This is a genomic window from Streptomyces sp. NPDC056734 (assembly GCF_042790455.1).
Taxonomy (GTDB): Bacteria; Actinomycetota; Actinomycetes; order Streptomycetales; family Streptomycetaceae; genus Streptomyces.
This window is the reverse complement of record NZ_JBHTZD010000004.1, coordinates 1-19,163: the sequence shown is the minus strand read 5'-3', so window position 1 is coordinate 19,163 and position 19,163 is coordinate 1. Positions and strand designations below refer to the sequence as shown.

Here is a 19,163-nt window from a genome sequence, read left to right as displayed (position 1 = left end):
TCCACGCTCGTGCCCGACGATCAGCGACGACGAGCACGAGCGCACCCGGCGACCGGGGCCGGCGTCCTGCTGGCCCTGGTCCTCGCGGCCGCCTCGCTCACCGCCCTGTCCGACGACGACCCGCGCCCCGACCCGGGCGACTGCACGGCCCGTACGGTCACCGGCTGGTCCGGGGCCGACGGGCTGACCGGCGAGTTCGCCCGCTACGGCGACGATCCGGCCCGCGCCGACGACTGGACCGGCGGTGACGGCACCCACTCGGTGCGGCTGCCGGACGGACGGCTGCTGTGGCTGTTCTCCGACACCTTCCTCGGCCAGGTCCACGCCCCGCCCAACCCGGCGGGCGAGTCGCACGCCTGGCGGGACGCGACCGCGCCGATGGTCCGCAACTCGGCCGTCGTGATGTCCGCCGACGGACGCCTCGAATCGACCCTGGCCGCCCCCCTCTTCCCCGACCCGGCGCCAAACCGGTGGCGCTGGCCGGTCGCCGCCCGCGTCGAGCCCCGTGCGCCGGGCGCGGCCGAACAGGTCGTACGGGTGCTGCTGTGGGTGCGCACGGCCGGGGCGGCCCCGTGGATCTACGGGGTGCCCACCGCCACCGAGGTCGCCACGCTCTCGCTGCCCGGCCTGCGAGTGGAGTCGATCGCCACGGTGTTCGACCAGAGCCTGGTGCCCGACCCGTCCCGCCGGGTGCTGTTCGGGACCACGCTCGTCGAGGAGGACGGCTGGACGTACGTGTACGGCGGCGACGACGGACAGGCGGTGGCCCGGCCGGTGTCGTCGGCGTACGTGGCGCGGGTACCGGAGGGGCGGCTCGCGGACCCGGCGGCGTGGCGGTACTGGAACGGCTCGGCGTGGAGCGCGCGGGACGGGCCGCGCCCGGTGCTGGGGGACGAGCGGCACACCGGGGTGGGCAGCGCGTTCTCGGTGGTGCCCGACGGACAGACGTATGTGCTGTTCACCATGGCGGCGGGCACCGACGGGCTGTCGGCGGTGACCTCGTACTGGGCCTGCTCCCCCACCGGGCCCTGGCACGGGCCCGCCCGCGCCTTCACCGCTCCGCTGCCGGACGCCGGGGTCGCCGCCTACAACCCGCAGGTCCATCCACGGGTGGACGGCGACGGGGGGCTCGTCCTGAGCTATGACGTCAACTGGCTGGAGTCCCTGGGCGCGACCGGGCAGGCGGCCGGGCGGCTCAGTGCGAATGTGTCCCTGTACCGACCACGGTTCGTGACGCTGCGGCTGGCGGCTGCGGGGTGAGGACCGGCAGCGGGTCGCGCGAGCGGCGCTTGGCGATGACCGCGCAGACCATGAGCTGCATCTGGTGGAAGAGCATCAGCGGCACCACGGCGAGCGCGGCCTGGGGGCCGAACAGCACGCTGGCCATGGGCAGCCCGGCGGCCAGCGACTTCTTGGACCCGGCGAACTGGATCGCGATCCGGTCCTCCCGGCTGAACCGCAGCGCCTTCGAGCCGTACCAGGTGACGGCCAGCATCACCGCGAGCAGCACCACCTCGACGGCCAGCAGTCCGGCCAGCTCGGAGGCGCTGATCAGCTGCCAGATGCCGTGCACCATGCCCTCGCTGAAGGCGGCGTAGACGACCAGCAGGATCGAGCCGCGGTCGATGAGGCCGAGGAACCTCTTGTGCCGGGTGACAAAGCCGCCGATCCAGCGCCGCAGCAGCTGCCCGGCGACGAACGGCACCAGCAGCTGCACCACGATCTCCAGCACCGAGCCGGCCGCGAACCCGCCCCCGCTGCCGCCCAGCAGCGACGCCGCCAGCAGCGGGGTCACGACGATGCCGAGCAGCGAGGAGAAGGAGCCCGCGCAGATCGCGGCGGGGATGTTGCCGCGCGCCATGGAGGTGAAGGCGATCGAGGACTGGATGGTGGAGGGGACCAGGGTGAGGAAGAGCAGGCCCTGGTAGAGGGGGTCGGTCAGCAGCACCGGGACCAGCGCGCCGGAGGCGAGACCCAGCAGCGGGAAGAGCACGAAGGTGCAGATGAGGACCGTGACGTGCAGCCGCCAGTGCTTGAGGCCGTCGACGGCCTCGCGGGTGGACAGCCGGGTTCCGTAGAGGAAGAACAGCAGGGCGATGGCGCCGGTGGAGGCGCCGTCCACCGCCGTGGCGGCAGCGTCCCGGGCGGGCAGCAGTGCGGCGAACCCCACCGTCGCCAGCATCAGCAGGATGTAGGGGTCGATCGGCATCCAGCCAGGCCAACGCAGGCGTCTCACGGTGCTCCACTGTGCTCGTACGTACTCGTGCTGTCACTCGGGTGCGGAGGCCGCAAGCCCCCCGCTCGATTCTGCTCCTCATCTCCTTGATCGGGAATCCCGCACACCACACTCACTGCCATCACGTTTCACGATAACCTCGGCGGTATGTACGACCCGTCTCAGTTGCGTACGTTCCTGGCGGTGGCCCAGGCGCTGAGTTTCACGCAGGCCGCGCGGCGGCTCGGGCTGCGTCAGTCGACCGTGAGCCAGCATGTGCGGCGGCTGGAGGACGCCACCGGCCGGCCGCTGTTCACCCGGGACACCCACTCGGTGGAGCTGACCGAGGATGGCGAGGCCATGCTGGGCTTTGCCCGCCGGATGCTGGAGGTGCAGGAGCAGGCGACGGCGTTCTTCACCGGCACCCGGGTGCGCGGGCGGCTGCGGTTCGGCGCGTCGGAGGACTTCGTGCTGACCCGGCTCCCGGAGATCCTGGAGCGCTTCCGGCACGACCACCCGGAGGTCGATCTGGAGCTGACGGTCGAACTGTCCGGCACGCTGCACGAGATGCTGGCCGCCGGAAAGCTGGACCTGGTGCTCGCCAAGCGGCGGCGCGGCGACACCCAGGGCGAACCCGTCTGGCGCGACCGCCTGGTGTGGATCGGCGGCGAACGCCTGCGGCTGGACCCGGAGCGCCCCGTACCGCTGATCGTGTACCCGCCGCCCGGCATCACCCGGGCGCTGGCCCTCGAAGCGCTGGAGCGGCAGGGCCGCGAGTGGCGGATCGTGTGCACCAGCGGCAGCCTCAACGGCCTGATAGCGGCGGCCCGCGCCGGGCTCGGTGTGATGCCCCACTCCCGGGGCTTCATCCCGCCGGGGCTGGTCCGGGTGCCCGACCGGGCCGGGCTGCCGGAGCTGGGGCCGGTGGACTTCGTGGTGGTGCACGGTCGGCGCCGCTCGTCCTCGGCGGCCGCGGCGGACGCGCTCGCGGCGGCGATCGTGGCGGCGGGGGCGGGACTGCGCCGCCCGTGAGAATCCCCTCCCCGGCGGTCCCGCTCCCGCGTCGCCGGTGAGACATCCCCTCCCGGCGGTCCCGCCTCGCCGGTGAGACACCCCCTCCCGGCAGTCCCGCGTCGCCGGTGAGACACCCCCTCCCGGCAGTCCCGCGTCGCCACTGAGGCACCCCCTCCCCGGTGCTCCCGTGTCGCCGGTGAAGTGCCCCTCCCCAGCAGGCCCGGCGGGCCGGTAATCGGGTCGTACAGATTCGGTGGAGACCACGGCCGGGCCACTCACCCGTCGGGTAGCTTTCACGGCCTGCGTGCAGCGTCACAGCGACCGGGAGCGGGATTTTGCGCGAGTTCACCAACCCTCCGCTCGTGGCGGCACCGCTGGTGGGCGGCCTGGCCGACGTGGTCTTCGAGCGCGCCCGCGACGACCCCCGGCACCGCTCGCTGGGCCGGGGGGACGACGCCGGGCGGTGGCGGGAGGTGACCGCCGCCGAGTTCCGCGACGAGGTCCTCGCGCTCGCCAAGGGGCTGCTGTCGCAGGGCGTGCGGTTCGGCGACCGGGTCGCCCTGATGTCCCGTACCCGCTACGAGTGGACCCTCTTCGACTACGCCCTGTGGACCGTCGGCGCCCAGGTGGTGCCGGTGTATCCGACGGCGTCCGCCGAGCAGTGCCACTGGATCCTGCACGACGCCGGGGTCAGCGCGGCCGTGGTGGAGCACGAGGACCAGGCGATGACGCTGGCCACCGTCATCGACCGGCTGCCACGCCTGAGCCGGCTGTGGCAGCTCGACTCGGGCGCGTTACCGGAGCTGTACGAGGCGGGCGCGGTCATCGACGACGCCGTGGTGCACCGGCACCGCCGGGCCGTCACCCCCGACTCCATCGCCACCGTCGTCTACACCTCGGGCACCACCGGACGCCCCAAGGGCTGCGTCCTGACCCACGGCAACCTCATGTACCAGGCGGACACCCTCACCGCGCACTGGGAGCCGGTGTTCCGCTCCCGCGAGGGCGACGAGGCCGCGACCCTGCTGTTCCTGCCGCTCGCGCATGTCTTCGGCCGGATGGCGCAGGTCGCGGCGGTCCGGCACGGGGTGCGCCTCGGGCACCAGGCGCAGCCCGGCGCCGCCGCCCTGCTGACCGATCTGGCCGCCTTCCGGCCGACGTTCGTCCTGGCCGTGCCGTCCCTCTTCGAGAAGGTGTTCCACACGGCCCGCCGCACGGCGGAGCGGGAGGGCAGACAGGGCCTGTTCGAGAAGGCGGTCGAGGTGGCCGTGCGTCACGCCGAAGCGGTGGAGGCACGTGCCTGGGGCACCGGGCCGGGCCCGTCGGCGGCGCTGCGGATGCGGCACCAGGTCCACGACCGGCTCGTCTACGCCAAGGTGCGGGCGGCGCTGGGCGGACGGCTGCGCCACGCCCTGTCCGGCGGATCGGCCATGGACCGCGGGCTGGGCCTGTTCTTCGCGGGCGCCGGCATCCAGATCCACGAGGGGTACGGGCTGACCGAGACGACCGGTGCCGCCACCGCCAACCCGCCCGGCCGCACCCGCCACGGCTCGGTCGGCCGCCCCCTGCCCGGGGTCACCGTGCACCTCGCCGACGACGACGAGATCTGGCTGCGCGGCGACAACGTCTTCAAGGGCTATCTGAACAACCCCGGGGCCACCGACGAGACCCTGTACGACGGCTGGCTGGCCACCGGCGACCTCGGCGCGCTGGACGACGACGGATATCTGACCCTCACCGGCCGCAAGAAGGAGATCCTGGTGACCTCGGGCGGCGAGAGCGTGTCGCCGGGTCCGCTGGAGGAGCGGGTCCGTGACCATCCGCTGATCAGCCAGTGCCTGGTGGTCGGCGACGGCCGCCCGTTCGTCGCCGCGCTGATCACCCTCGACCCCGGGGCCGTCGAGCACTGGCGCCTGCTGGGCGGCAAGCCCGCGCTGCCCCCGGCCGCCCTGGTGCGCGACGCCGATCTGGAGGCGGAGGTGCGGCGCGCGGTGGTGGCCGCGAGCGCCCTGGTCCCGCAGGCCGGGGCGATCCGTACGTTCCGGATCCTGGCCCGGCCGTTCACCGAGGCACAGGGCCTGCTCACCCCGTCCCGGAAGCTGAGGCGCGAGGCGATCGAGCGGGCGTACGCGGACGAGGTGGCGGCGCTGTACCGGTCATGAGCGCTCCGGACGGGACATGTTCGGTCATAGGTCGTGCCCGCGCGGCCGGTTTACGACGTCAGGAATGCGGAACGGCCGGTGATCGTTGACGATGGAACACCACCCGACAACTGCATGGCCACCGCCTGGCACCCCCCACACACCCGCCCGACGACCGCCCGTCGACGAAACCGAAGGATCGAGAGCGCGTGAGCAGCAAGGTCCCCCCGATCATCCTCAACAACGGGGTCGAGATGCCCCAGCTCGGCTTCGGCGTCTGGCAGGTGCCCGACGCGGAGGCGGAGCGGGCCGTCGCCACCGCGCTGGAGGCCGGGTACCGCAGCATCGACACAGCCGCGATCTACGGCAACGAGGAGGGCACCGGCCGGGCGATCGCCGCCTCCGGCGTCCCGCGCGAGGAACTCTTCGTCACCACCAAGGTCTGGAACAGCGACCAGGGGTACGACGCCACCCTCCGCGCGTTCGACACCTCCCTGGCCAAGCTGGGCCTGGACCGTCTCGACCTGTATCTGATCCACTGGCCGGCGCCCGCCCGGGACCGGTACGTGGACACGTACAAGGCGTTCGAGAAGCTGTACGCCGACGGCCGGGTCCGGGCGATCGGCGTGTCCAACTTCGAGCCCGCGCACCTGGAGCGGCTGATCGGCGAGACATCGGTCATCCCGGCCGTCGACCAGATCGAGCTGCACCCCCATCTCCAGCAGCACGCGGCCCGCGAGTACCACGCGGAGCAGGGCATCGCCACGGAGGCATGGTCGCCGCTGGGCCAGGGCAAGGGGCTCCTGGAGGTCCCGGCGATCGTGGCCATCGGCCAGAAGCACAACCGCACCCCGGCCCAGATCGTGCTGCGCTGGCACCTCCAGCTCGGCACGGTCGTGATCCCCAAGTCCGTCACCCCCTCCCGGATCAGGGAGAACATCGAGGTGTTCGACTTCACCCTGGACACGGAGGATCTGGCGGCGATCAGCGCGCTCAACGAGGACCGGCGGCTGGGCCCGGACCCGTCGACGTTCGGCGCGGGCTGAGCGGGTCCGCCCGGCGACGCACCCCGGGGACCGGCGGTCCTCGGGGCACTCCCGGCGGTACGAGGTCCCACTCCCGTCAGTCGTCCGCGCACACGTCCCGGTACGGCACCGAGGGCAGATTCTCCCGCCACTCGGACTCGTCAGGTCCGCCGTCGGCGAGGGTGCACAGCCGGTCGGCGACGCGGCCGGGCGTCAGCTCCCGTGCCCGGTCGGTGAGGTGGGGCGTGTCGACGCGCAGCCGGCCGTCGCTGTCGAAGCGCAGGGCACGGACCGGACCGTCCCCCACCGGCAGCACCGCCGGGGGCAGTCCCGGGGAGGCCGTCTCCCACACCCGCACCGAGCCGTCGGCCGAACTCGCCGCGAGCAGCGACCCGTCCGCCGAGAACGCGAGGACGGTGCTGTGCGCGGTGGTGACGTCCGCCGCCCGGAGCACGGCGAGCCGTCGGCCGGCCGGGATGTCCCACAGGGTCACCCGCCCCTGGTTGTCGCTCACGGCCAACTGCCGCCCGTCCGGGGCGAACGCCCCCGCCACCAGCAGGTCCTCCCCGCTGACGACCCGCCGGGAGGTCGAGGTGGCGAGGTCGACGAGATCGCCCTCGGCGGTGAGTTCGCGCCGGTCGCGGAGGTCGGCGGCCACGGCCGGATCCGTATCGCCGGGGTCCTCGGCGACGGCCGCTGCGGGGTGCCAGTCCGGTCCGGTCACGCCCTGGAGGGAGACCGTGCGGACGACCTCGGCGTATCCGCCCGTCCGGAAGCGCAGTACCCCGTCCACCGGGTCGAGGCGGAGGTCGCCGACCGCCGTTCCGGTGAACGGGTGGGTGAGCACCGGTTCGTGCGGGGAGCCGTCGGCGGGGGCGGGGGTGTCAGTGCGCCACAGGGCCAGGGTGCCGGTCCGCCAGGTCAGGGCGTAGGGGCCGGAGAACTCCACCTCCAGCACGCCGCCGTCGACCGGCAGGCGGGGCCGTTCCCGGCCCTCGGTGAAGTCCCAGGTGACCACGCCCTCGCCGGTGGCCGCCGCGAGGGCATGCCCGTCCGGGGTGAAGACCCTCTGCTCCGCCTCGCAGAGCAGTAGTTCCGTGGCGCGCGGGATGTCCTGGGCGAGGAGCCGCCCGGTGCGGGTGTCGAGGACACGGAGCCGGCCGCCGCTCTCCGTGCACCAGCTGAGATACCGGGCGCCGGGGCCGAGGGCCGGGGAGGGCCCGTCGTCGGCGCCCTCGCCGTGACGCACCACGAGCCGTCGGTCCACCACGTCCCACACCTCCAGCTCCGCGCGCCCGTCGGTGCCGGGGATCAGCCGGCGCAGTACGACGAAACGTCCATCGGCCCCGAACTCCACGTCGGTGTCGGGACCGGTCCGGGTCGTGAAGCTGCGGGTGACGCCCTCGGCCAGGTCCGTGATCAGCAGTTCCCGCCCGTCCGCGCTCCCGTGCGCGACGAGCCGCCCGTCGGCCCCGACCCCGAGGACGCCTTCGGTGATCCCCGGCAGCGAACGTTCGAGCAGTTGCCGTTGCCCGGGTACGTCCCACTGCACCACCCGGTCGTCGGGCGCCACATAGGTCAGAATCCGCCCGTCGCTGCTGAGCCAGCTCGGCGCGTTGTCGAAAGGGGATCCGTCCACGGGCCGGCTGAAGGCGTCCTGGTCGCTCTGGGCCGCCGCCGACCGCAGCGCCTGCCGGGTCTCCGGCAGATCGGCGGTGTGCCAGGCGGCGAGCGCGAGCCGCATGGCGGTACGGGGTTCGGCGGACCCCAGCGTCTCCGCGAGGGCGGCCACCCGACGCGCCTCCGCCTCATCCTGCCGCCGCTCACTGACCTCACTCTGCCGCCAGGCCGTCAGCCCGGCCACACCAACGAGACACAGCAACACGGCAAGCCCGACAAGAAGCCCCCGAGTACGCCGCGCAGCCCGCACCGCGGCCCGACGCACCCGCAGATCAGCAGCGGCACTGGCAGCGAGGAAGGCGGCTTCCGGGTCGGTCAGTTCGGGGGGTGGGGTGGCGGGGGGGGGGGGCGGCGACCCGGTCGGTTCGCCCGGGAAGTGCTCCCGTTCGCGCGACCCCCCGGCCGCCGTACCCGGCGTGGTTTCGAACAGTTCGCGGGCCTCGGCGAGGCGGATGCCCCGGTACAGGGCTCCTTCGTCGCGGGCGAGGTCGTGCCAGGTCCGGGCGGCCTGGGTGAGCCGGCGGTGGGCGCGGAGGCGTTCGCGGTCCTCGTCCAGCCAGCCGCGCAGCCGGGGCCAGGCGCCGAGGAGGGCCTCGTGGGCGAGGTCGACGGTGTCGCCGTCGACGGTGAGCAGCCGGGCCCGTACCAGACGTTCCAGGACGGCGGCCGTGGTGCGGTCGGTGCCGAGTTCGGCCCGGTCGGCGGGGCGGCGGGTGTCGGCGGTGCCGTCGCCGGGGGTGACCAGACGCAGGAGCAACCGGCGCACGGCCGTGCGTTCGGCGGGGGCGAGAGCCGCGTACAGCGTCTCGGCGGTGTGGGCGACCGCCCCGTGCACCCCGCCGATCGCCTCGTACGCGGCCAGCGTGAGGGTCTTGCCGGTGCGGCGGCGCCAGACCTCGCGCAGGGCGTGGGCCATCAGCGGCAGTCCGCCGGGCTCACCGGCGACATCGGTGACGATCCGGGCGGTCAGGGCGCGCTCGACGATCAGCCGGCGGGCGGCGGCCGGGCGGACCACGGCCTCGCGCAACTGCGGCGCCGCCATCGGGCCGACGAGCAGCGTGGAGTCGCGCAGCGCCGCCGCGAGCGGGCCGTGGTCGGCGCAGCGGCCGTAGAAATCGGCGCGGACGGCGATCAGGACCCGCAGCCGGTGCGCCGGGTCCTGCGCCGACAGCAGGAGCGCGACGAACCGCTCCCGCTCCGCCGGGTCCGCGCACAGCGCGAACGTCTCCTCGAACTGGTCGACGACGAGGAGGGTGTCGCCGGGCCCGGGGTGCGGGACGAAACGGTCGGTGTGGGTTCGGGCGGGGTGCGCGCCCGGGGTGAGGACCCGGATGGCGGCGGGGCGCGGGGCGCCGTCCCCGGGGTGCCGCAGCGCCGGGACGAGTCCGGCGCGCAGCAGGGAGGACTTGCCGCTGCCGGACGCGCCGACGACGGCCGCGACCCGGCGGCGGGCGGTGAGCGCGAGGAGTTCGGCCACGAGGTCGGCGCGGCCGTGGAAGTGGTCGCCGTCGCCGGTCTCGAAGCGGGCGAGGCCGGGGTAGGGGCTGTCGGTGCCGTCGGGCGGGGCGGGTTCGGTGGCCTCGGCGACGGCCGCCCGCCAGCGCGCGGTCCAGTCGGCGACCTCGCCGTCGCAGGCGATGACGTACGCCGTGAGGACCGGCAGCGTCGGCAGCCGCTCACCGGCCGCGGCGGCGGACAGCGTGGGGCCGGAGTAGCCCGCGCGCCGTGCCATCGCCCGGTACGTCGGGGCGCCCGCCTCGTCGCGCAGCTTGCGCAGTTCGAACGCGAACCGCTGCACCGCGCCCGCGGCGGGGTCCAGCGGTTTCTCCTTACGCCCCATCCCCGGCTCCCCCGTCGTCGTGCTGATCCGTCGCCATCCCGATCCGTCCCCGCCCCGCTCCATCGCCCGGCGGCGGGGTTGTTTCCACGCTAACAATCCGGCCCCGCCGATTGATCGGCGCTCCGGAAGGGGGCTGCCCATCAACTCCGCGGCGCCTGGACTCGGTGTCCGTCCCTGCCGACATCCATGTCCCGGAGTCCGTCATCACCACGCCGCAGCCGCCGAGCACCGTCCTTCCGCCCCGCCCCGCGTCCCGCCCGGCCCGCCGGCCCCCGGGCCCCGGGCCCCGCCGCCCCCGGCCCACCGGTTTCCTCCCCGTACTCCTCCCCGTACTCCTCCCCGTCGTCCTCTCCCTCGCCCTGGGCCTGTGGGGGGTCCGGCGTGGCGGCTCGCTGTGGCGGGACGAGGTGGTGACGTACGACATGGCCCGGCGCGAGCTGCCGCAGCTGTGGGGGACGCTCGCGAACGCGGACGCCGTGCACGGCCTGTACTACCTGCTGATGCACGGCCTGTTCCGGCTCACCGGCGACAGCGCCGACCCGCTGCTGGTGCTGCGGCTGCCCTCGGTGCTGGCGACGGCCGTGGCCTGCGGCACCCTCGCCCTGCTGGGCCTGCGCCTCGCCGGACCACGCGCCGGACTGCTGGCCGGGCTGACGTTCGCGGTACTGCCCCAGGTGCAGCGCTTCGCCCAGGAGGGGCGCTCGTACGCGATCGTCTGCGCGCTGGTGATCTGGGCGACGTATCTGCTGGTCCGGGCGGTGGAGACCGGCGCGCGGCGGATCTGGGCCGGGTACGCGGCGGTGCTGCTCGGGGCGTGTCTGCTGCACGAGTTCGCTGTCCTCGCGCTCCTTGCCCACGCCGTGGCGGTACCGGTCGTCCGCCGCCGGGCCTGGCTGCACGCGGCGCTCCCGGTCTGCGTCCTGCTCGCGCCCCTCGCCCTGCTGAGCGTCGGCCAGTCGGAGCAGGTGGCGTGGATCGGCGGAATCGAGGCGGTGGCTGTCGCGGCGTTCGTGGGGATGTCGGGCATGGGGGTGGCCTGCGCGGCGCTGCTGCGGCGGCGGGACGGTCTGCGGATCGCCGCCCGGGACGGCGGGCGCCCGGCGTCAGGGCCCGCCCCGCGCGGTGGGCTGCCCGGACTGGCGCTCGCCCTGCTGATCGTGCCGCCCGCGGTGCTGCTGCTGGTCTCGCTGGCCAAGCCGCTGTACTCGGACCGGTATGTGCTGTACGCCAACGCGGGCGCCGCCCTGCTGATCGGGGCCGTACTGGCCCGAGTACGGCCCCGGACACTGCTGCCGGCCGGGGCCGCCGTGCTGGCGCTGGTGCCCTACTCGCTGCATCTGCGGACCCCGGAGAGCCGGCTGGAGGACGTCACCGCGATCGCCGAGACGGTCCGCGCGGCCGGGCGGGACGCCGACGCGGTGGTGTATCTGCCGGGGCGGCGGCGGGTGTGGTCGCTGGCGGACCCGGCCTCCGTCGGCGGGCTGCGCGATCTCGCGCTGGCCGGTTCCCCGGCCGCCTCGCACACGCTGTACGGCGTCGAGGCGGACGCGGACACCATCCGCGCCCGGATGCTGGCGACGCCCCGCATCCTGGCGGTGGGCGACCCCGTAGGACAGCCGCTGGACCGGACCGCGCAGGAGGCGGCCAAACGGGAGGTACTGGACACGTCCTTCGAGGAGTGCCGGGTGTGGCGCTTCCCGGCCGCGCGGATCGTGCTGTACGCGCGGCCGGGACACTGCTGAGCCGACCCACCGGGCCGGGCGACCCACCAGGTCGGGCGGGCCCCGTGGGGTGGCTCCCCTAAGGCCCCCAAGGCCCTACAGCCCCTACAGCCCCTACAGCCCCTACAGCCCCTACAGAACCCTGGACGCCGTGTGCACCGTATGGGCCGCCAGCACGAACAGATCCGGGCGATGGTGGACGCTCGCCTTGTCGTCCGGGTCGAGGAGACGGTCGAGGGTGTCGCGGTCGGCCGGGGTGAGCCGGTCGGCGAGGCCGTCGCGCAGGCGGGTGAGGGAGGCGGCGACGTAGGCGCGGGCGCGGTCGGGCGCCGGGGCGGGCAGGTCGAGGAGGAAGGTGCGGGTGCCGGTGGGCTTCAGGCCGGCGGCGGTGAGCAGGGCGGGCCAGTCCTCGGCCTCGGCGACGGAACCGGGGAGCACGGAGCGCATCTCGGCGAACTGCTCCTCGTGCAGCGCGTCGAGCCGGGCCTGGAGGCCGGGGCGTCCGATGCCGAGGTCACGCGGCAGGAAGCGGATGGGGAGACCGCCCTCCATCAGGGCGAGGGTGCCGCCGGGCGCGAGGTGCCCGGCGAACGCGGCGAGCGCGGCACGCTGGTCGCCGAGGTGATGCAGGCTGCGGCTGGCCCAGAGGAGATCCACGGGGTAGTCGAGTTCGCCGAGCACGCCCGGGAGGTCCCCCGTGAGCGTGCCGAACCGGTCGGCGACGCCCAGCCGCCGGGCCCGCGCGAGGGCCCGCTCCAGCAGTGGCCCGGTGCTGTCGACCGCGACGACCCGGGCGCCGGGGAAGGTCTCGGCGAACTGGCAGGCGACGACGCCGGGACCGCTGCCCGCGTCGACGATCAGGCCCGGCGCGGTCTGCCGCTTGCCCAGCCAGGCCAGCGCCCGCTCGTTCAACGGTGCGAACAGCTCCGCCTGGGCCTCCAGCAGCGGGGCCAGCTCGGCCCAGTCGACGTCGGTGTGATCGTGCCCGTGGCCATGCCCGTGGTCCGGGTCGTGCCCCTGGTCGGGGTCGTGCCCGTGGTCCGGGTCGGGGTCATGGTCGGGGTCGTGCCCGTGGTCGTGGTGGCCGCGGCGGTCGTCGTGAGCCATGGGTCAGCCTCTCCTCCGGTTGCCGCAAGGGTGCTCCGCCCGACCCGAACAAGCAACTCCTCTTGCCGGAACGGCAAGGTCCGCCGCCGGGGTGCGGTCGGCTGTGTCCAGGGTGCGAGCAGTCCCGGTCGGCATCAGGCCGTCCCCGAACCGGAAGCGGAAGGGCGCGCCCCGGACGATCCGGGCACGTGGGAGACGCCGGTGCACCGGGAGCGCAACCGACGGCCCGTCCGTACCCAACGCCGAACCCGCCGGTGAGACGCCACGCGATCCCCCCGCCGCCCGACGAGCCAGGCCCTAGAACCTGGACGACCCCTGAGCCACGACGGTCGGCTTCCGGAACGCCCGCAGGGTGAACCAGGGTTCGGGGCGCGGGCGGTCCTGGTCCGGCAGGGCGGCGAGCCGGTCGGCGAAGGCGTCGGCCCGGGGATCCCCCGGCGGCAGCGTGACGAACCAGCCGCGGCGCAGATCGGTGACCGCCCGCCGCGGGCTGCGCCCCTGGCCCCGCCCGGGAAATCGGGTCCGCCCAGCAGGCAGCAGCCCGGACCCGGCGGCGTACCCCTCCACCACGGCGGACGCGTCGACGACCGGGCTCCTGGGCCGGGAGGCGAGGATGGCATCGATGTCACTGCCCACGTTGTGGGAGGCACCTTTGTCGACGGTCGTGACAAGGACCCCGCCGGGCCGCAGCACCCGCGCGCACTCGGCGACGACGGCGGCGGCATCCCGCTCGCTCCCCAGCAGATGCAGCAGCCACACACTGCTCACGGCGTCGAACTCACCGTCCCGGAACGGCAGTCGGCGACTGTCGGCGAGCACGACGGCGCCGGGCAGCCGGGCGACGGCGTACCGGGCCATTTCGGGGGTAAGGTCGGCGCCGGTCACCCGCATCCCGTCCCGTCCGGACGCGAGCCGCCGGGTGACGATGCCGGTGCCGCAGGCCACGTCGAGCAGACTGCGCGCCTGCGGCGGTACGAGGCTCAGGACGCCCTCGGCGGCAGCGGCCGCCCTGGGTTCGCCACCGCGCAGGGCGTCGTAGCGGGCGGCCTCCTCGCGGTAGTCCAGCACCGCGGGCTCACTTGGCGTCGTGGGCGGGCGCGAGCGCCTGCACCCGCGCGGCCAGCTCGAAGTCCTTCGCGGTGACTCTGGAGCCCGCGCTGTGCGTGTGCACCGACAGGGCCACGGTGTTGTAGCCGAGGGTGAGGTCGGAGTGGTGGTTCAGCTCCTCCTGCACCTGCGCGATGTGCACGACCAGCGCGGTGGCGGCGAGGTGCGAGGCGAGCCGGAAGGTTCGGCCGATCCGGTCGCCGTCGAGCGACCACCCCGGCAGTCCGGCGAGCCGCTCCCCGATCTCCTCCTGCGACAACGCTTCCACGCTCATCACCGCACTCCCTCCAGACGACGGACCACTCCTCCAGCGTGCCACACCCGCCCCCCTCCGGCCCAGGTCAGAGCCCTCGCGCGCCCGCATCCGGACGGATCCCGGCCACCCGGCATTTTCGCTCGTCCCCCGCCCCCGCCTCGATTACCGTCGTACCCATGGCCTCTCGCACCCCCGCACCCCCCGGCACCCCCTCCGACCAGGGCATCGGTCCGTTGCTGCGGGCCTGGCGGGTGGAGCGGCGGGTGAGTCAGCTGGAGCTGGCGCTGCGGGCGGACTCCTCGGCGCGGCACATCAGCTTCATCGAGACGGGCCGTTCCCGGCCGAGCGAGGAGATGGTGCTCCGGCTGGCCGAGCACCTGGACGTACCGATGCGCGAGCGCAACGCGCTCCTGCTCGCCGCCGGTTACGCCCCGGGTTTCCCGGAGACCCCGCTGGACGATCCGGGGCTCAACACCCTGCGGGAGGGCATCGAGCGGCTGATCCAGGGCTTCGAGCCCTATCCGGCGCTGGTGGTGGACGCCCTGTACACGGTGGTCGCGGCCAACCGGGGGATCGCGATGCTCCTGGAGGGCCTCCCGGAGCACCTGCTGACGCCGCCGGTGAACGTCGTACGGGTCACCCTGCACCCGGAGGGACTCGCCCCGCGCATCCGTAATCTCGCCGAGTGGCGCGGCCATCTGCTCGCCCAGCTGCGGGGCCAGATCGCGCTGCACCGCTCGGCCGCGCTGCGCGAGCTGTACGAGGAGGTCGCCGCGTACCCGGTGCCGGACGCGCCGTCCGGCGACGAGCCGGGGCCGGCCGTGCCCTACATCGCGCTGCCGATGCGGCTGGAGCACGACGGGCACGTCCTGTCGTTCGTGTCGTCGATCTCCACGTTCAACACCCCGATGGACGTGACGGTCGCCGAGCTGGCCATCGAGACGCTGCTCCCGGCCGACCCGGCGACGGTCAAGTACCTTCACTCGCTGCTGGCCTGACGGCTGCGCAGCGCCGCGTACTGGAGGACGGCGAACCCGCCCACGGTGAGCGCCTGGAGGACCGTCCACACCGCTCCGGCGGTGCTCGGCGTCAGCCACAGCGCGAGCGCCAGCAGGCTGAGCGCGGTCCAGGCGAGATTGATCTCCACGACGGCCTGTACCGGGAGAGCCGCCGGGCGGGCCCGGGTGGCGAGCACCCCGACGGCCAGACCGTACGCCGTCAGGATCGCGCCAAGCGTGAGCAGCAGCCCCGAGTCGACCCCGAGGAACCGGCCCAGCGGCCCGGAGGCACCGAGGTAGGCGACTCCGTTGGCGCCGGTGACGAGCGCGTCGAGGGCGAGGAACCGGCGCAGCATGGCGTGCGGCTCGGAGGTGCGGGCCAGCGCGGCGAGTGTGGTGGCGGACATGGCTGGTCACCCTTCGTCGAGGTGGGAGGCCGCGAGAGCGGCGCGATCCCCGGATCCCGGAGCGGAGTGCGCCGCCCCGGAACCCGGTGCCCCTACGATGTCCCGCGCACGGACGGGGGTCGATTACGCCTGAGGTAATGGGCGCACCATGGGAAGGTCAACAGCCCTTGCGGCAGAGCCCCTTGATTCGCACAAGGTGGCGAGCATCTTCCGCCACATGGGTGATTCGGCCACCGGAGCATGACACACTGCACAGGTTCTTTCGGCGCGTATGGGGAGGCGTGGCGTGAGTGAGCGGCGGCCCGCGCCGACCGTCGGCCAGGTGGTGCTCGGCAAACGGCTTCAGGAACTGCGGGAGGCGGCCGGTCTGCGACGTGAGCAGGCGGCACGCGTACTTCGGGTGGCACCGGCGACCGTACGCCGGATGGAGATGGCCGAGGTGTCGCTGAGGATCCCGTACGTCCAGGTGCTGCTGGAGACGTACGGCGTCCCGGCGGAGGAGGTCGGCGCGTTCGTGGCGCTGGCCGAGGAGGCGAACGAGCCGGGCTGGTGGCAGCGGTTCCACGATGTGCTGCCGAACTGGTTCAGTCTGTACGTCAGCCTGGAGGGCGCGGCCCGGATGATCCGGTCCTACGAGCCGCACTTCATGCCGGGGCTGCTCCAGACCGAGGACTACGCCCGCGGCGTGCTGGAGGCGGGCACCATCGGCCAGGACGGCCCGGAGACGGTCGAGCGGCATGTGGCGCTGCGGATGACCCGGCAGAAGCTGCTCCAGGAGCCGGATCCGCCGCATCTGTGGGTGACCATGGACGAGACGGTGCTGCTGCGCCCGGTGTCCGAGCGGCCCGAGGTGATGATCGACCAGATCGACCGGCTGCTGGAGTTCGCCGACTCGGAGCGGATCACCCTCCAGGTCGCCGAGTTCGCGAAGGGCCCGCATCCGGGGACGTACGCGCCGTTCTCCTTGTTCCGGTTCGCCGAGCCGGAGCTTCCGGACATGGTCTTCACGGAGTATCTGACCGGCGCCCTGTATCTGGACTCGCGCGAGGAGGTCTCCGCGCATCTGGAGGTGCTGGACCATCTGACGGCCCACGCGGCGTCGGCCCAGCGCACCAAGGAGATCCTGCGGGCGTACCGCGCCCGGCAGTGACCCGTACGGCGCCGTGAACAGGTGCGCTTCCCCGCCCGCCCCTAGGTTGGTGAACCACTGGCGAGTGAGGGAGCCGATGTGACCGACAAGGGGCCGTGATGCCCTCGGACGCCGTGCTGTACCAGGCCGCCGCGCTGTGTCTGACGTACCCCGGCGACGACTTCCGCGCCCGTCTCCCGCTGCTGCGCGAGGCGGCCCCGCAACTGCGGGAGTTCGTGGACCACGCGGCGGTGACGCCCGCGCCGGACCTGGCGGCCCACTACGTCCAGGTCTTCGACGCCGCCCAGCACCGGAGCCTGTACCTGAGCCGCCGGCCCGGCCTGTCACCGCCGCTGTCCGAGGACATCTACCGCTCCCACGGCCTGGAACTCACCGGCGAGCAGCCCCCCGACTACCTCCCGGCGATCCTGGAGTTCACGTCCCGCACCGCGACGACCACCCTGCTCCTGACCCACCAGGACGCCGTGAACGCCCTGTATGCCCGCCTCATCGAAGCAGGCACCCCCTACGCGGCGGTACTCAAGGCGGTATGCGCGACCCTACCGACCCCCGGCTGATCAAGGCCCGAAGGATCAACGCCCCGAGGGGCAACGCCCGAAGGGGCGCGGGGAACTGCGCGACCAGCCACCCCCCTCCCGCACCCGCAACACGACGCACATGACCACGGCGCCTAGGCGGCCCCACCCTTGGAATCCCGCTCCTCATCAACAATCTCGGCATCCACCACATCCTCCTCACCCGGCGGAGCCGAGGAGCCGGACGGCGGAGCCTCGGAAGACGGCGCCCCGGAGGAAGGCGCGTCGGCCTGCGCATACATGGCCTGCCCCATCCGCTGACTGACCCCGGCCAACTTCTCCACCGCAAGGCGCAGAGCACTCGCATCCGCGTCACTCTCCAACAGCGCCTTCACCTCGTCCGCAGCCTCCTGCACCTCGGAACGGGTGCCGTCCGGGACCCGCTCCGCGTTGTCCCGAAGAAAGTTCTCGGTCTGATAAACAAGCTGCTCGGCCTGGTTACGGGTCTCCGCGGTCTCCCGCCGCTGCCGGTCCTCCTCCGCGTACTGCTCGGCGTCCCGCATCATCCGGTCGATGTCGTCCTTGGGCAGGGCGGAGCCCCCGGTGACCGTCATCTTCTGCTCGCGGCCGGTGGCGAGATCCTTCGCGAAGACATGCATGATCCCGTTGGCGTCGATGTCGAAGGCGACCTCGATCTGCGGCACCCCGCGCGGGGCGGGCGGCAGCCCGGTGAGGTCGAAGACGCCGAGCTTCTTGTTGTACGCGGCGATCTCGCGTTCGCCCTGGTAGACCTGGATGCCGACGGAGGGCTGATTGTCGGCGGCGGTGGTGAAGATCTCCGAGCGCCGGGTCGGGATCGTCGTATTGCGCTCGATCAGCTTGGTCATGATGCCGCCCTTGGTCTCGATGCCGAGGGACAGCGGGGTGACGTCGAGCAGCAGGACGTCCTTGACGTCGCCACGGATCACACCGGCCTGGAGCGCGGCGCCGACGGCCACCACCTCGTCGGGGTTGACGCCCTTGTGCGGGTCCTTGCCGGTCAGTTCCTTCACCAGGTCGGTGACGGCGGGCATCCGGGTCGAGCCGCCGACCAGGATGACGTGGTCCACCTTGGACAGTTCGATGCCGGCGTCCTTCACCGCCTGGTGGAAAGGCTTGGTGCAGCGGTCGAGGAGGTCGGCGGTCAGCTCCTGGAACTGGGCGCGGGTGAGCTTCTCCTCCAGATGCAGCGGGCCCTCGGCGGACGCCGTGATGTACGGCAGGTTGATCGAGGTCTCGGTCGACGAGGACAGCTCGATCTTCGCCTTCTCGGCGCCCTCGCGCAGCCGCTGGAGCGCCATCCTGTCGTTGCCGAGGTCGATGCCGTACTGCCCCTTGAACCGCTTGACCAGGTACTCCACCACCCGCTGGTCCCAGTCGTCGCCGCCCAGCAGGGTGTCACCGTTGGTCGCCTTGACCTCGATCACCCCGTCGCCGATCTCCAGCAGCGAGACATCGAAGGTGCCGCCACCGAGGTCGAAGACCAGCACCGTCTGCTCCTCGCCCCGGTCGAGGCCGTAGGCCAGCGCGGCGGCGGTGGGCTCGTTGATGATCCGCAGCACCTTCAGGCCCGCGATGTCACCGGCCTCCTTGGTGGCCTGGCGCTGGGCGTCGTCGAAGTAGGCGGGGACGGTGATCACGGCGTCCGTGACGTCCTCCCCGAGATATGCCTCGGCGTCCCGCTTCAGCTTCTGGAGCACCCGCGCGGACAGCTCCTGCGCCCGGTAGCGGGTGCCGTCGACCGAGCCCTCGTCGGGGAAGCGCCAGGCCGCGTCGCCCATGTGCCGCTTGACCGAGCGGGCGGTGCGGTCGATGTTGGTGACCGCCTGCCGCTTGGCGACCTCGCCGACCAGCACCTCACCGTTCTTGGCGAAGGCCACGACGGACGGGGTGGTCCGCGCGCCCTCCGCGTTCGCGACCACCGTCGGCTCACCGCCCTCCAGGACGG

Annotated in this window: 15 protein-coding genes; 8 read left to right on the top strand and 7 right to left on the bottom strand. The window is 73.4% G+C overall.

What is annotated here, in order from left to right; translation table 11 throughout:
* Positions 1-9: 9 nt before the first annotated feature.
* Positions 10-1,260 (top strand): DUF4185 domain-containing protein, encoded by a 1,251-nt coding sequence (locus tag ACFRFC_RS06555; RefSeq protein ID WP_382686940.1) that lies wholly within the window; start codon positions 10-12, stop codon positions 1,258-1,260.
* Here ACFRFC_RS06555 and ACFRFC_RS06550 read toward each other — a convergent pair.
* The gene (locus ACFRFC_RS06550; protein ID WP_382686942.1) at positions 1,196-2,209 is read right to left on the bottom strand and encodes a bile acid:sodium symporter family protein; all 1,014 of its coding nucleotides are present in this window, start codon (positions 2,207-2,209) and stop codon (positions 1,196-1,198) included. The two genes, ACFRFC_RS06555 and ACFRFC_RS06550, sit on opposite strands and share 65 nt — an antisense overlap.
* 174 nt (positions 2,210-2,383) lie before the next feature.
* On the opposite strand from ACFRFC_RS06550, the gene ACFRFC_RS06545 reads away from it, so the two are divergent.
* From ACFRFC_RS06545 to ACFRFC_RS06535, 3 genes are all read left to right on the top strand, one after another.
* Positions 2,384-3,247: a LysR substrate-binding domain-containing protein gene (locus ACFRFC_RS06545; protein ID WP_382686944.1), complete on the top strand. Its 864-nt coding sequence runs from the start codon at positions 2,384-2,386 to the stop codon at positions 3,245-3,247.
* A gap of 317 nt (positions 3,248-3,564) precedes the next feature.
* Positions 3,565-5,391: an AMP-dependent synthetase/ligase gene (locus tag ACFRFC_RS06540; RefSeq protein WP_382686947.1), complete on the top strand. Its 1,827-nt coding sequence runs from the start codon at positions 3,565-3,567 to the stop codon at positions 5,389-5,391.
* A 188-nt stretch (positions 5,392-5,579) separates the two neighbouring features.
* A complete protein-coding gene (locus ACFRFC_RS06535; RefSeq protein WP_382686949.1) occupies positions 5,580-6,416 on the top strand; it encodes an aldo/keto reductase in 837 nt (278 codons plus the stop codon).
* A 76-nt stretch (positions 6,417-6,492) separates the two neighbouring features.
* Here the strand turns inward: ACFRFC_RS06535 and ACFRFC_RS06530 are convergent, their stop codons facing one another.
* Entirely contained in the window at positions 6,493-9,915 is a 3,423-nt protein-coding gene (locus ACFRFC_RS06530; RefSeq protein ID WP_383112592.1) for a hypothetical protein, read from the bottom strand.
* A gap of 164 nt (positions 9,916-10,079) precedes the next feature.
* Here ACFRFC_RS06530 and ACFRFC_RS06525 point away from each other — a divergent pair, with 164 nt between their 5' ends.
* Positions 10,080-11,657 (top strand): glycosyltransferase family 39 protein, encoded by a 1,578-nt coding sequence (locus tag ACFRFC_RS06525; RefSeq protein WP_382686954.1) that lies wholly within the window; start codon positions 10,080-10,082, stop codon positions 11,655-11,657.
* Between the two features lie 111 nt (positions 11,658-11,768).
* Here ACFRFC_RS06525 and ACFRFC_RS06520 read toward each other — a convergent pair whose 3' ends face one another.
* From ACFRFC_RS06520 to ACFRFC_RS06510, 3 genes are all read right to left on the bottom strand, one after another.
* A complete protein-coding gene (locus tag ACFRFC_RS06520; RefSeq protein WP_382686957.1) occupies positions 11,769-12,743 on the bottom strand; it encodes a class I SAM-dependent methyltransferase in 975 nt (324 codons plus the stop codon).
* Positions 12,744-13,040: 297 nt separating this feature from the next.
* On the bottom strand, positions 13,041-13,811 hold the full coding sequence (locus ACFRFC_RS06515; protein ID WP_382686960.1) for a class I SAM-dependent methyltransferase: 771 nt from the start codon (positions 13,809-13,811) through the stop codon (positions 13,041-13,043).
* Between the two features lie 7 nt (positions 13,812-13,818).
* Positions 13,819-14,124: a 4a-hydroxytetrahydrobiopterin dehydratase gene (locus ACFRFC_RS06510; RefSeq protein WP_382686963.1), complete on the bottom strand. Its 306-nt coding sequence runs from the start codon at positions 14,122-14,124 to the stop codon at positions 13,819-13,821.
* A 158-nt stretch (positions 14,125-14,282) separates the two neighbouring features.
* Here ACFRFC_RS06510 and ACFRFC_RS06505 point away from each other — a divergent pair, with 158 nt between their 5' ends.
* Positions 14,283-15,104, top strand: a complete 822-nt coding sequence (locus ACFRFC_RS06505; RefSeq protein WP_382686966.1) for a helix-turn-helix domain-containing protein — start codon at positions 14,283-14,285, stop codon at positions 15,102-15,104.
* Here ACFRFC_RS06505 and ACFRFC_RS06500 read toward each other — a convergent pair.
* Positions 15,086-15,511 carry a hypothetical protein gene (locus tag ACFRFC_RS06500; RefSeq protein WP_382686968.1) on the bottom strand — a complete coding sequence of 142 codons (426 nt, stop codon included), beginning with the start codon at positions 15,509-15,511 and terminating at the stop codon, positions 15,086-15,088. The two genes, ACFRFC_RS06505 and ACFRFC_RS06500, sit on opposite strands and share 19 nt — an antisense overlap.
* 286 nt (positions 15,512-15,797) lie before the next feature.
* Here ACFRFC_RS06500 and ACFRFC_RS06495 point away from each other — a divergent pair, with 286 nt between their 5' ends.
* The gene (locus ACFRFC_RS06495) at positions 15,798-16,661 is read left to right on the top strand and encodes a helix-turn-helix domain-containing protein (protein ID WP_382686970.1); all 864 of its coding nucleotides are present in this window, start codon (positions 15,798-15,800) and stop codon (positions 16,659-16,661) included.
* Between the two features lie 98 nt (positions 16,662-16,759).
* On the top strand, positions 16,760-17,218 hold the full coding sequence (locus tag ACFRFC_RS06490; protein ID WP_382686972.1) for a nitrate reductase molybdenum cofactor assembly chaperone: 459 nt from the start codon (positions 16,760-16,762) through the stop codon (positions 17,216-17,218).
* A gap of 113 nt (positions 17,219-17,331) precedes the next feature.
* Here ACFRFC_RS06490 and dnaK read toward each other — a convergent pair.
* The coding region (gene dnaK, locus ACFRFC_RS06485; protein ID WP_383112591.1) for a molecular chaperone DnaK at positions 17,332-19,163 on the bottom strand (1,832 nt) is incomplete at its 5' end.